13 protein-coding genes are annotated in these 12,403 nt (G+C 63.9%); 4 read left to right on the forward strand and 9 right to left on the reverse strand.

Annotation, left to right across the window (positions count from 1 at the left end; all coding sequences use genetic code 11):
- The 8 genes from AC1VAN_RS01280 to rfbB form a co-directional block, all read right to left on the reverse strand.
- Window positions 1-577, reverse strand: a 577-nt coding sequence (locus tag AC1VAN_RS01280; protein ID WP_480985125.1) for a hypothetical protein, incomplete at its 3' end; no start/stop codon positions are given.
- On the reverse strand, window positions 574-975 hold the full coding sequence (locus AC1VAN_RS01285; RefSeq protein ID WP_442251691.1) for a GtrA family protein: 402 nt from the start codon (window positions 973-975) through the stop codon (window positions 574-576). The genes AC1VAN_RS01285 and AC1VAN_RS01280, both read right to left, overlap by 4 nt.
- Complete coding sequence (locus AC1VAN_RS01290) at window positions 953-1,897, reverse strand: glycosyltransferase (protein WP_032976356.1); 945 nt, start codon at window positions 1,895-1,897, stop codon at window positions 953-955. The genes AC1VAN_RS01285 and AC1VAN_RS01290 overlap by 23 nt, the downstream gene beginning before the upstream one ends.
- A gap of 10 nt (window positions 1,898-1,907) precedes the next feature.
- The gene (locus tag AC1VAN_RS01295; RefSeq protein WP_442251690.1) at window positions 1,908-2,864 is read right to left on the reverse strand and encodes a UDP-glucuronic acid decarboxylase family protein; all 957 of its coding nucleotides are present in this window, start codon (window positions 2,862-2,864) and stop codon (window positions 1,908-1,910) included.
- 163 nt (window positions 2,865-3,027) lie between these two features.
- Window positions 3,028-3,927: a dTDP-4-dehydrorhamnose reductase gene (rfbD, locus tag AC1VAN_RS01300; RefSeq protein ID WP_442251689.1), complete on the reverse strand. Its 900-nt coding sequence runs from the start codon at window positions 3,925-3,927 to the stop codon at window positions 3,028-3,030.
- The gene (gene rfbC / locus AC1VAN_RS01305) at window positions 3,924-4,481 is read right to left on the reverse strand and encodes a dTDP-4-dehydrorhamnose 3,5-epimerase (RefSeq protein WP_033830291.1); all 558 of its coding nucleotides are present in this window, start codon (window positions 4,479-4,481) and stop codon (window positions 3,924-3,926) included. Before rfbC ends, rfbD begins: the two co-directional genes overlap by 4 nt.
- Window positions 4,478-5,365: a glucose-1-phosphate thymidylyltransferase RfbA gene (gene rfbA / locus AC1VAN_RS01310; protein ID WP_033830290.1), complete on the reverse strand. Its 888-nt coding sequence runs from the start codon at window positions 5,363-5,365 to the stop codon at window positions 4,478-4,480. Before rfbA ends, rfbC begins: the two co-directional genes overlap by 4 nt.
- 14 nt (window positions 5,366-5,379) lie before the next feature.
- Entirely contained in the window at window positions 5,380-6,435 is a 1,056-nt protein-coding gene (gene rfbB, locus AC1VAN_RS01315; RefSeq protein WP_033830289.1) for a dTDP-glucose 4,6-dehydratase, read from the reverse strand.
- A 281-nt stretch (window positions 6,436-6,716) separates the two neighbouring features.
- On the opposite strand from rfbB, the gene AC1VAN_RS01320 reads away from it, so the two are divergent.
- The 4 genes from AC1VAN_RS01320 (at window position 6,717) to AC1VAN_RS01335 (ending at window position 11,324) form a co-directional block, all read left to right on the forward strand.
- On the forward strand, window positions 6,717-7,463 hold the full coding sequence (locus AC1VAN_RS01320) for an electron transfer flavoprotein subunit beta/FixA family protein (RefSeq protein ID WP_480985126.1): 747 nt from the start codon (window positions 6,717-6,719) through the stop codon (window positions 7,461-7,463).
- Window positions 7,463-8,404, forward strand: a complete 942-nt coding sequence (locus tag AC1VAN_RS01325) for an electron transfer flavoprotein subunit alpha/FixB family protein (RefSeq protein ID WP_480985127.1) — start codon at window positions 7,463-7,465, stop codon at window positions 8,402-8,404. The genes AC1VAN_RS01320 and AC1VAN_RS01325 overlap by 1 nt, the downstream gene beginning before the upstream one ends.
- Before the next feature lie 143 nt (window positions 8,405-8,547).
- Window positions 8,548-9,906: a phosphohexomutase domain-containing protein gene (locus AC1VAN_RS01330; RefSeq protein WP_480985128.1), complete on the forward strand. Its 1,359-nt coding sequence runs from the start codon at window positions 8,548-8,550 to the stop codon at window positions 9,904-9,906.
- Window positions 9,907-9,920: 14 nt separating this feature from the next.
- Window positions 9,921-11,324 (forward strand): mannose-1-phosphate guanylyltransferase/mannose-6-phosphate isomerase, encoded by a 1,404-nt coding sequence (locus AC1VAN_RS01335; protein ID WP_480985129.1) that lies wholly within the window; start codon window positions 9,921-9,923, stop codon window positions 11,322-11,324.
- 124 nt (window positions 11,325-11,448) lie between these two features.
- On the opposite strand, the gene AC1VAN_RS01340 is transcribed toward AC1VAN_RS01335, so the two are convergent.
- A partial coding sequence (locus AC1VAN_RS01340) for an SGNH hydrolase domain-containing protein (protein ID WP_480985130.1) occupies window positions 11,449-12,403 on the reverse strand: 955 nt, incomplete at its 5' end.

Below are 12,403 nucleotides of genomic sequence, written 5' to 3' on the forward strand. Positions count from 1 at the left end.
ACATATGACTGTCGCGGAAAGGATCGGTCAGCGCATCGGAGTACTGCCCCATCAGCAGGCGATGGGTGGGCAGCAGGTTCTGCCGATAGAAGCGGCTGAAGGACGCCAACCGTTCACCGCGGCCGGTGAGTTTCACACAACCATCGTGGATCTCGATGGTGCCTGATTGCAGCTGTTCGGTCAGCCGCACCTCCACCAGGTGGTGCTCACGCACGTACTCTTCGGTAAACACCTGGCGGAATGCATCCTCGCGGATGCCGCCCCCCCGCTGCTGCAGTTTTTCAAGGATGTAGAACGACAGCGAGCGGTCGATGACCGTCGGCACCGAGATGGCAAAGATGTAGCCTCCCAGCAGCCAGATCGCGGCCAGCTGGATCAGCTCCAGGCGGTTGAAGCCGGCGAACCACTTCAGCGCGTACAGGCCCGCAAAAACCACCACCAATGCGATGACCGCATCGACGATGCTGGCATACAGCACCACATTTACCCTGAAATGGCGGACGTGCACGTAGTAGACCAGCAGCAGAACGACGATGAAGGCCATCGTTGCCAGCAGTGCGCGCAGGTATTTGTTCATCGGAACACCACGAATTTGTTGGCGAGAAAACTGAAAGCCATCTGCATGCCGGTCGCCAGCAGGAAGCCGATGCGGTAGTCCAGGCCGAAACGGTCGGCCCAGACGTACATCACCAGTGCATGCAGCATCGCAATGACGGCGTATACCAGCAGGAACAGCGCCCCCTGGCAGGCCACGCTGCCCTGCCGGCCACGGAACACGAAGTAGCGGCTGCCCAGAAACGAGGTGGCAATGCCAAACACAGCGGCCAGCGCATTGGCCGCAGCGGCCAATGACATGTGCAGCACTTCGATGTTGAAGCGCAACACCCCGTAGTGCACCGCCGTGGCCACCAGGCCGTTGATCAGGTAGCGCAGGAACTGGCCACCCAACGCATCATGCGCTGCGGCGGGCGGCATGCTGGACCTCATCAACGAACTCCCGATAGCTGCCGATGCCCAGCACGCCACCGCTGCGGATCATGCCCGACAGCATAAGGATGATCAGGGTCAATGCAGCCGTCTGCAGGAACACCAGCAACAGGATACCGAAGGCAAGCGAGAACCAGCCGGGCGTTGCGAACCCCAGCATCTTCAGCAGCGTTGCGATCACCCCACCGGTCACCGACAGCGCCGCGACAATCGTGCAGGCGATACCCACACGCACCAGCACGTCCTCGGCGAACACCATCAGCGCACGGAACCCATGCAGGGCCAGCCCGACGAAGTTCATCTTGCTGCGGCCTGCGTAGCGCGGACCGCGGTCCAGTGAACAGGTCTGCACCCGCAACTTGGAACTGAGCACGCTGGCGGCCACGTGGGTCCACAGTTCCTGCATTGATGCCAGCCGGCGCACCGCAGGCATTTTTGCCGCCATGAAATTGCCAAAGCTGATCCGACGCCCACTGAGCAGTGTGAAAAGCAGCTTGTAGAACAGGTAGAAGGTCTTGAATTTCAGTGACTCCACCCGGCTGCGGCGGGTCGCAACGACCACATCCACATCGACAGACTCCAGCCCGGCAACCAGCTCGGTGATGCTCTCCGGCGTGTCTTCGCCGTCGGAGTCCATCGCCACCACGATGACATCGTTGCCGAAGTGCTCGGCCACGTAGCTCAGGCCGATGGCGATGGCACGCTGGTGGCCGACATTGCGGCGCAGCTTGATCACCACGCCCTCCAGCCCGGAGGCCTCGATCGCCGAGATCGGCAGTGGTTGGCGCACCGAGCCGTCGTCGACGGCAACGACGTAGGTATCGCCACCCTGCGTACGCGCAAGCTCAAGGAAAAGCCGGGAAGAAGCTTCCAGGTCTTCGTACACCGGCATCACGACAATCTTGCGCATCGCGGTTTCCTCAAGCCTGCAGGCGATGGCGGAAGTAGCTGATGGTCTCTTTCAGACCATCTTCCAGGGCCACCTTGGGCTCCCAGTCGAACGTGGCCTTGGCCAGGCTGATATCCGGTTGGCGCTGGCGCGGGTCATCGGATGGCAGCGGTCGGTACTCGATCCTGGACGTGCCGCCGACCAGGCGCACCACCGTTTCGGCCAGTTCCAGCATGGTGTACTCGGACGGATTGCCGATGTTGACCGGACCGGTGAAATCGGCCGGCGAGTCCATCAGGCGCAACATGCCTTCGATCAGATCGTCCACATAGCAGAAGCTGCGCGTCTGCTGGCCATCACCATAGATGGTGATCGGCTCGCCTTGCAGCGCCTGCACGATGAAGTTGCTGACCACGCGGCCGTCGTTGGGGTGCATGCGTGGGCCATACGTATTGAAGATGCGCATGACCTTGATCTCCAGCTGGTGCTGGCGCCAGTAATCGAAGAACAGCGTCTCGGCGCAGCGCTTGCCTTCGTCGTAGCAGCTGCGGATGCCGATCGGGTTGACCCGGCCCCAGTAGCCCTCCACCTGCGGATGGATCTCCGGATCGCCGTAGACCTCGCTGGTGCTGGCCTGCAGGATGCGGGCACGCACGCGCTTGGCCAGGCCCAGCATGTTGATGGCGCCATGCACGCTGGTCTTGGTGGTCTGCACCGGATCGTGCTGGTAGTGGATCGGCGATGCCGGGCAGGCCAGGTTGAAGATCCGGTCCACTTCCACGTACAGCGGGAAGGTCACGTCGTGGCGCATCAGTTCGAAGCGCGGGTGGCCGAGCAGATCTTCGACGTTGGCCTTGTTGCCGGTGTAGAAATTGTCCACGCACAGCACGTCGTGGCCAGCTTCGACCAAGCGGTCGCAGAGATGGGAGCCGAGGAAGCCGGCGCCGCCGGTTACCAGCACGCGTTTCTGATCGTGAGCGAATTTCAAAGCGGTCCCCTGCGGTCCTGGGCGCGACGGGATAGCGGTCCTGGGGCGAGCCCAGCGTCATGCCGCTTCCATTGTCGAGAGTGGGGGAATTGTATGCGAACTCACCCTGCGCCATTGGCTGGATGCGGGCACACCGCACGGCGGCCAGCAGGACCCGGCCCGGTCAGGAACCGGCGATTTCCGCCATCACACGCTTCAAGCCGTCCTGCCATGCGGGCAGCTGCAGGCTGAAATCACGTTGCAGCCTGCGGTTGTCCAGCACCGACCACGCCGGCCTGCGGGCTGGCGTCGGGTACTCGGCGCTGGTTATGGCCTGCACCCTCGGCGCTTCCACCATCATGCCGGTGGCCAGCGCCTCGGCAAAAATCGCCTCGGCGAAACCATGCCAGCTGGTTTGCCCATTCGCTGTCAGGTGCCAGGTGCCGGACAAGCGGCCCGGGTGCTGCAGCGCATGCGCAGTGACATCGGCGATCAAGGCCGCCGGGGTAGGCGTACCAACCTGGTCTGCCACTACCCGCAGCTCGCTGCGAGCAGCGCCAACGCGCAGCATGGTCCGCAGGAAATTGGTGCCATGTGCGGCATACACCCACGCCGTGCGGAAAATCAGATGGCGCCCGCCCGCCGCGCGCACGGCCTCTTCACCACCACGCTTGCTGCTGCCGTACACACCCAGCGGCGCGGTCGGCTCGTCTTCGCGGTAGGGCGTGTTGCCCTGTCCATCGAACACGTAGTCGGTGGAGTAGTGCACGAGCGGGACATCGTGGGCTGCGCACCAGCGCGCGATGACCCCGGGCGCTTCGGCATTGGCACGAAATGCTGCTGCAACATCCTGCTCGGCGCGGTCGACTGCGGTATAGGCCGCGGCATTGACCACGATCGACGGCTGCAGCCGATCCAACAACGCCGGCAGGCTGTCGGGCTGATCGAAATCGGCCACTTCGCAGGATCCTCCGTCGGGCAACTGGCCGCTGCGCGTGGTTGCCACCACGGTACCCAGCGGCGCCAGAGCGCGCAGCAGCTCCTGGCCTACCTGGCCATTGCCGCCGAACACCAGGATCATCATGGCACGTAGACCGGCAGCCGATCTTCGGCCAACTGATCCAGGAAAGGCGCCTTCTGGTCCTTGGCCGAAAGAATCGGAGCCCCTACCGGCCAGTCCACCGCGATATCGGCGTCGTTCCAGCGGATGCCGGCATCGGCTTCGGCCACGTAGACGTCGGTGCACAGATAATTGAACAGGGCCGTTTCGGACAGCACTGCGAAACCATGCGCGAAACCCGGCGGGATCCAGAGCTGGCGGCGGTTGCTGCCGCTGAGAATGAATGCTTCCCAGCGCCCGAACGTGGGTGAGCCGCGGCGGATGTCCACCGCCACGTCGTAGACCTCACCTTCCAGCACGGTCACCAGCTTTCCCTGCGGGCGCGGCCACTGGTAGTGGAGCCCACGCAGGACGCCGCGACTGGAAGAGGAGACGTTGCTTTGGACGAACTGCGTCGGCAGACCCAGCTTGCCGAAGCGCTCTGCGTTCCATGTCTCGAAGAAGAAGCCGCGTTCGTCGCCAAACACCACCGGCTCAAGCAGCTTGCAACCCGACAGCGCGCTTTCAATCACCTTCACGGCACCACACCCCGCTGTGCCAGTTTCGCGAGGTACTGGCCATAGCCATTCTTGATCAGCGGCGCGGCCAGCGCGTTGAGCTGCTCTGCGTTGATCCATCCCTTGCCAAAGGCGATCTCCTCCGGACAGCAGACCTGCAGGCCCTGCCGGGTCTGGATGGTCTCGATGAAGTTCGACGCTTCCAACAAGGACTGGTGGGTGCCGGTATCGAGCCATGCATAGCCGCGGCCCAGCGCTTCCAGGTGCAAGCTGCCTTCGTCGAGGTAGCGCTGGTTCAGATCGGTGATCTCCAGCTCGCCACGGGGTGAGGGCTTCAGTTCGGCGGCATAGTCACTGGCATTGCCGTCGTAGAAGTACAGGCCGGTGACGGCGTAATTGGAACGCGGATTCTGCGGTTTCTCGACCAGACCGACGACCTTGCCATCTTTGTCGAACTCGGCCACACCGTAGCGCTCGGGATCATTCACCCAGTAGCCGAAAACGGTGGCGCCCGCGTCGCGTGCGTCGGCGCGCCGCAGCATGTCGGTCAGGCCATGGCCGTGGAAGATGTTGTCACCCAGCACCAGGCAGCTCGGCTTGCCGCCGACGAAGTCACGGCCGATCAGATAGGCCTGCGCCAAACCATCGGGGCTGGGCTGCACGGCGTACTGGATGTCCATGCCCCATTGCGAACCGTCACCCAGCAGCTGCTGGAACAAGGCCTGCTCGTGCGGGGTATTGATGATCAGTACTTCACGGATGCCCGCCAGCATCAACACACTGAGCGGGTAATAGATCATCGGCTTGTCGTACACCGGCAGAAGCTGCTTGCTGACGCCCTTGGTGATCGGATACAGCCGGGTGCCGGAACCGCCGGCGAGGATGATGCCCTTGCGTTGGGTCATGTCGTGTCCTTGGTTCAGGCCGCGGTGCCGATGCGCTGCAGGCGATAACTGCCGTCGAGCACGCCGTTCACCCACTCCTGGTTGTCCAGGTACCAGTCGACGGTGAAGCCGATGCCCTGTTCAAAGGTGTAGGCAGGTTCCCAGCCCAGGTCGTTCTTCAACTTGGAGGCATCGATCGCGTAACGGCGGTCATGGCCCGGGCGGTCGGCAACGTAGGTGATCTGGCTGCTGCGCGGCTGGCCGTCCGCACGCGGGCGGCGCTGGTCCAGCAGCGCGCAGATCGCCTGCACCACTTCGATGTTCTGCTTTTCGGAGTTGCCGCCGACGTTGTAGGTCTCGCCCACCTGGCCCTTGGCCAGCACGGTACGGATCGCTTCGCAGTGGTCGGACACGAACAGCCAATCGCGCACCTGCTTGCCGTCGCCGTACACCGGCAGCGGCTCACCGGCCAGCGCCTTGGCGATCACCAGCGGGATCAGCTTCTCCGGGAAGTGGTACGGACCATAGTTGTTCGAGCAGTTGGTGGTCAGCACCGGCAGCCCGTAGGTATGGTGGAACGCACGCACCAGATGGTCCGAGGCGGCCTTGGACGCCGAGTACGGCGAGTTCGGGGCATACGGGGTGGTTTCGCTGAACTTGCCGGTCTCGCCCAAGGTGCCGTACACCTCGTCGGTGGAGACATGCAGGAAGCGGAATGCCGCGCCCTGCTCGGGCGGCAACGCCTTCCAGTAGTCCCGCACTGCCTCAAGCAGGCCGAGGGTGCCGACGACATTGGTCTGGATGAAGGCGCCAGGGCCATCGATCGAACGGTCGACGTGGCTTTCGGCGGCGAAATTCAGCACGGCATCGGGCTGGTGCTCGGCCAGCAGGCGGGAAACCAGCGCGCTGTCACCGATGTCCCCCTGCACGAAGACATGGTTGCGATCGCCGTCCAGGCTGGACAACGTCTTCAGGTTGCCGGCGTAGGTCAACGCATCGAGATTGACGACCTTGATGCCGCGGGAGACGGCCTCGAGAACGAAGTTACCGCCAATGAATCCGGCACCGCCGGTGACAAGCCATGTGGGCACTACCTGTTCTCCTGTTCGATGTTTCGCCCCAGGCACTCGCAGCACCCCGGCAGCGCGACAGGATACATCGGCGACCTCTTCACGACTGCCCGCCGCAGGTGAACGAAGGCTCCCAGTGGCCCGTTTCCGCCGCACCGCAGCAAAACCATACGCATTCGCATGGTCGCCTTCGGCCAGTTAGAATCGGGGTCCCACCCCCGAACCGGTTGCTGTGCGAGAACCGGACGTTTCCCGTTACTGTGAGCCGGCCGGCGGCCGGCACTACAAGGATCGAGTACCAGATGAAAATCCTCGTCGCGTACAAGCGCGTGGTGGACTACAACGTCCGCATTCAGGTCAAGCCGGACGGTTCCGGCGTGGTCACCGACGGCGTCAAGCTGTCGSCCAAYCCSTTCGAYGAAATCGCCCTGGAAGAAGCCCTGCGCCTGCGCGACAAGGGCATCGCCACCGAGGTGGTTGTCGCCACCATCGCCCCGGCCGACGCCCAGGCGCACCTGCGCAATGGCCTGGCCATGGGCGCAAACCGTGCCATTCACGTCGTTACCGACCAGGCCATCCAGCCGCTGACCGCCGCCCGCACCCTGCTCAAGCTGGTTGAGAAGGAACAGCCGGACCTGGTGATCCTGGGCAAGCAGGCCATCGACGACGACGCCAACCAGACCGGCCAGATGCTGGCCACGCTCTGGGGGCGTCCGCAGGCCACCTTCGCCAGCAAGCTCGACATTGCCGACGGCAAGGCCACGGTMACCCGTGAAGTCGACGCCGGCCTGGAAACGCTGGAAGTCGACCTGCCGGCCGTGGTCACCACCGACTTGCGCCTGAACGAGCCGCGCTTCATCAAGCTGCCCGACATCATGAAGGCCAAGGCCAAGCCGCTGGAGACCCTGCAGCTGGCCGACCTCGGTGTTGAAGCTGCCGACACCTTCAAGACCACCCAGTACGCCGCACCGTCCAAGCGCAGCAAGGGCGTGATGGTCAAGGACGCGGCCGAACTGGTTGCCGCACTCAAGCAGAAGGGGTTGCTGTAATGAGCAAGATTCTCGTCATCGCCGAGCACCACGACGGCAAGCTCAACGCCGCTACCGCCAAGACGGTCAGCGCCRCAGCCGCCATCAGCGGCGCCAGCATCGACGTGCTGGTGCTGGCCGCCGACCCGACCGCCGTTGCGGCTGAAGCGGCCAAGATCGCCGGCGTCGCCAAGGTCCTGACCGTGGCCAACGCCGCCAACGTACAGGCGCTGGCCCAGGTACTGGCCCCGCAGATCGCACAGCTGGCCAAGGGTTACACCCACGTGTTCGGCCCGTCGACCACCTTCGGCAAGGACCTGATGCCGTGCGTGGCCGCCCTGCTTGGCGTCAACCAGGTCTCCGACCTGATGGCCGTCGAAGGCAGCCACACCTTCAAGCGCCCGATCTACGCCGGCAACGCGATCATCACCGTGGAAGCACCAACCGACCAGATCGTGGTCGCCACCGTGCGTGCCGCGTCGTGGCCGGAAGCCGCCCAAGGCGGCAGCGCCGCGGTTGAGGCCGCAAGCGTCGACGCCTCCCTGCCGACCCACACCCGCTTCGTCGGMCTGGCCGCCGGTGCCAGCGAYCGCCCSGACCTGCAGAGCGCCAAGCGCGTGGTCTCCGGTGGCCGTGGYGTKGGYTCGGAAGAGAACTTCAAGGTSATCTTCCAGCTSGCCGACAAGCTCGGCGCCGCCGTGGGTGCCTCGCGCGCCGCGGTGGATGCCGGCTACGTGCCCAGCGACCTGCAGGTCGGCCAGACCGGCAAGATCATCTCGCCGGAGCTGTATGTGGCCGTGGGCATCAGCGGTGCCATCCAGCACCTGACCGGCATCAAGGATGCCGGCACGATTGTCGCCATCAACAAGGACGCGGATTCGCCGATCTTCGAGATTGCCGACATCGGCCTGGTCGGGGATCTGTTCACGATCCTGCCGGAGCTGGAAGCGGCGCTGGGCTGATGCGTCTGCAGGAATGCCGTGCAATCAACAGGTTGCACGGCATTCCAGCATTTTGGAGGGCCCGCAGGGACGCTGGGCAGGATCACTCGTTCCAACAGGGCCAGTCGCTATAATCCGGGGTCAACCCGTGAAGGACTGCATTGATGACGCTCCCGTGTTTCAAGGCCTACGACATCCGCGGCCGCGTCCCGGACGAACTTGACGAACGCCTGGCTCGCCGTATCGGCGCCGGTACTGCGGCGTTGCTCGGCCCGGGACCGGTAGTTGTGGGACACGACATCCGACTGAGCAGCCCGGCCCTGTTGCAGGCCGCCATCGAAGGCCTGACCGCGAGCGGTCGCGATGTCATCGACATCGGCATGTGCGGCACCGAGGAAGTGTATTTCCAGACGTTCCACCGCAAGGCGGCGGGCGGCATCATGGTGACGGYCAGCCACAATCCGATGGATTACAACGGGATGAAGCTGGTACGCGACGGCGCCAAGCCGATCAGCGGCGACACCGGCCTTTTCGATATCCGCGATTTTGCTGCTTCCGACGCTCCGCTTGGCGACGGCAAGGGGACGGTCTCCAGCGACACCGACAAGACTGCCTATATCCAGCACCTGCTGGGCTATGTCGATGTGGCCAAACTGAAGCCGCTGAAGATCGTCACCAATCCGGGCAACGGCGGTGCCGGCCTGATCATCGACGAACTGGCCCCGCACCTGCCCTTCGAGTTCATCCGCATCCAGCATGAACCCGATGGCAGCTTCCCGAACGGCATTCCCAATCCGCTGCTGCCGGAGAACCGCGCGGCCAGCCGCGACGCAGTGCGTGCCAGTGGTGCGGACTTCGGCATCGCCTGGGATGGCGACTTCGACCGTTGCTTCTTCTTCGATGCCGACGGCAATTTCATCGAGGGCTATTACCTGGTCGGCCTGCTGGCCACTGCCCTGCTCGTCCGCCAGCCCGGCGGCAAGATCATCCACGACCCGCGCCTGACCTGGAACACCGTGGAGATGGTCGAACAGGCAGGCGGCGTACCGGTGATGAGCAAGACCGGCCATGCCTTCATCAAGGAACGCATGCGCGCCGAGGACGCCGTCTATGGCGGCGAGATGAGCGCCCACCACTACTTCCGCGAGTTCGCCTACTGCGACTCCGGCATGATCCCGTGGCTGCTGATCGCGCAGCTGGTATCGAGCAGCGGCAAGTCGCTGGGCGAACTGGTGGCCGACCGCATGAAGGCCTATCCCTGCAGTGGTGAAATCAACTTCCGCGTCGAGGATGCCAAGGCGACCGTGGCCCGCGTGCTGGCCCATTTCGAGCCGCAGCAGCCGCTGCTGGATCGTACCGACGGGGTAAGCGCCGATTTCGCGGAATGGCGCTTCAACCTGCGCAGCTCCAACACCGAGCCGCTGCTGCGCCTGAACATCGAAACCCGCGGAAACGAGGCCCTGCTTCAGGACCGCATCCGTGAACTGACCGACTTGATCGGCGGCACGCCGGCAAATCACTGAGTAAAGGACGCACCATGACTCCAATCGTTCCCGTCATTCTTTCCGGCGGCTCCGGCACGCGCTTGTGGCCGCTGTCGCGCGAGGCATACCCGAAGCAGTTCCTGCCGCTGGTCGGCGATGACACGATGCTGCAGGCCACCTGGAAGCGCGTCGCATCGATCGCCGGTGCTGCGCCGATCGTGGTCGCCAACCAGGAACACCGTTTCATGGCTGCCGAACAGCTGCGCGAGTGCAAGGTCCTGCCGCAGGCGCTGATCCTGGAGCCGGTGGGTCGCAATACCGCTCCGGCCATTGCCATCGCCGCCCTGCAGGCGCTGGCCGGTGGCAATGATGCGTTGCTGCTGGTGCTGCCCTCCGACCATGTCGTGCGCAACGAAGCAGCCTTCCATGCAGCCGTGAAACAGGCCGCGGTTGCCGCTGAAGCCGGCAAGCTGGTGACCTTCGGCATCGTGCCGACTGCTGCGGAAACCGGCTATGGCTACATCAAGGCTGCMATCGGCGAAGGCGTACGCGCGGTCGACCGGTTCGTGGAGAAGCCCGACCAGGCCACTGCCGAGAAGTACGTCGCCTCAGGCGAGTACTACTGGAACAGCGGCATGTTCCTGTTCAAGGCCTCGCGTTACCTGAAGGAGCTGGAGACCCTGCAGCCGGCGATCCTGGCGGCCTGCCGCGCCGCGCTCGACAAGGCCGCCCGCGACAACGATTTCATCCGCCTGGATGCGGAAGCCTTCGCCGCCAGCCCGAACGATTCCATCGACTATGCGGTGATGGAAAAGACCGCCGATGCCGCCGTGGTCCCGCTGGATGCCGGATGGAACGACGTGGGCTCCTGGTCGGCACTGTGGGAGGTGTCCGACAAGGACGCCGACGGCAATGCCTGCCACGGCGACGTGATCGCGCTGGACTGCAAGGACAGCTATGCCTACGGAAACCGCCTGATCGCGATGGTCGGCCTGCAGGACGTGGTTGTGGTGGAAACCGATGACGCCGTGTTTGTCGGTCACAAGGACCGCGTGCAGGACGTCAAGGAGATCGTTGGCCAGATCAAGCGCGATGGGCGCAGCGAAGCCGCCGCGCACCGCAAGGTCTACCGCCCGTGGGGCGCCTATGACTCCATCGACAATGGCGCCCGGTTCCAGGTCAAGCGGATCACCGTCAAACCGGGTGCGACCCTGAGCCTGCAGATGCACCACCACCGTGCCGAGCACTGGATCGTGGTCAGCGGCACGGCCGAAGTGACCCGTGGCGATGAGGTCATCCTGTTGTYGGAGAACCAGAGCACTTACATCCCTCTGGGTGTGACCCATCGCCTGAAGAACCCGGGCAAGCTGCCGCTGGAACTGATCGAAGTGCAGTCGGGCAGCTATCTGGGCGAGGACGACATCGTTCGGTTCGAGGACAGTTACGGCAGGGCGTGACCCGCTCTTCATTCATGGAGGCGGCCCGACGTGGCCCCCTCCTGTAGACAAGCAACGGGACGGCGACTGCCGTCCCGTTCTACATTCGCAGGCTGAAAACCACTCTGCACAGGCGCGCGCGCAATCAGTCCAGAATCACAGGTACCAGCAGCGCGGCGTACTGCACTGAGCCCTCTGGCGTCAGGTGCGCGATATCGTAATAGAGCGGATGATCATGCTCGTCCAGCAGCGGGCAGCGGCCCTGCACGCAGGCCCGGTCCATCACGGAAATGAACGTGGCATCGGTGCGCCCCTTGAAATGAGCCTTCATCATGGCTTCGGGGCCCGAGATCCAGTTGGGATCCAGATCAGTGCTTGAGTAGCGCGGATCAGCACCGGCACGCATCTTGTCTGCCACGACCAGTGGTACGCGCTGCTTGAACATCGGGGATATGCCCAACACGACGACCCGTATGTCGGCGGCGCGAAGGGCAGCGATGGACTTGTCCAAGGCAGACATCCAGGCCGGATCGGCATACCAGAGCGCAGAAAGGATCACTACATCCGGCTTCTCATCGACCAGACGCTGCAGGGCGAAATCATTGAACGCCTTGCAGTGCGGACGCTCGCCAATTTCCACGCCTACCAACGGGGGGCAGGCTGAGGCGGTCAGGGCGCCGATCTCGTAGCCCTTTGCTGCAAATGCGGGCTGGAAACCTTTCAGGAAATGGATCGCATGGCTGTCGCCCCACAGCATCGCGCGGCGCTGCCCTTTGCCGGGAATGCAGCCGGAAACATCGGCCTGGTCAGGAGACTGGTCCGGATCCAGGAAACAGGTCCGTGAGCGGTAGTCGACCGAAGGATCGTAATCCAGCGAGGCCAGGACTTGCGCGACGTGTGCGTCCTGGGATCCCGGGAAACCCTTCTCCTTGACCACCACCATGCCAGCGGAAACGACCACCAGCATCGACAGCGCGGAAGTAGCCAGCACCTTGCCATTGCGCCAGGACGGCTTCGCATTGCGCAGCTTCTGCTCCACCAGCTCGAAGTTGAGGTGGGCAAGCAGCAATGAGACTGCCGCCAACACGGGAACCCAGGCC

It is taken from the genome of Stenotrophomonas sp. 05L44_2 (genome assembly GCF_056665995.1).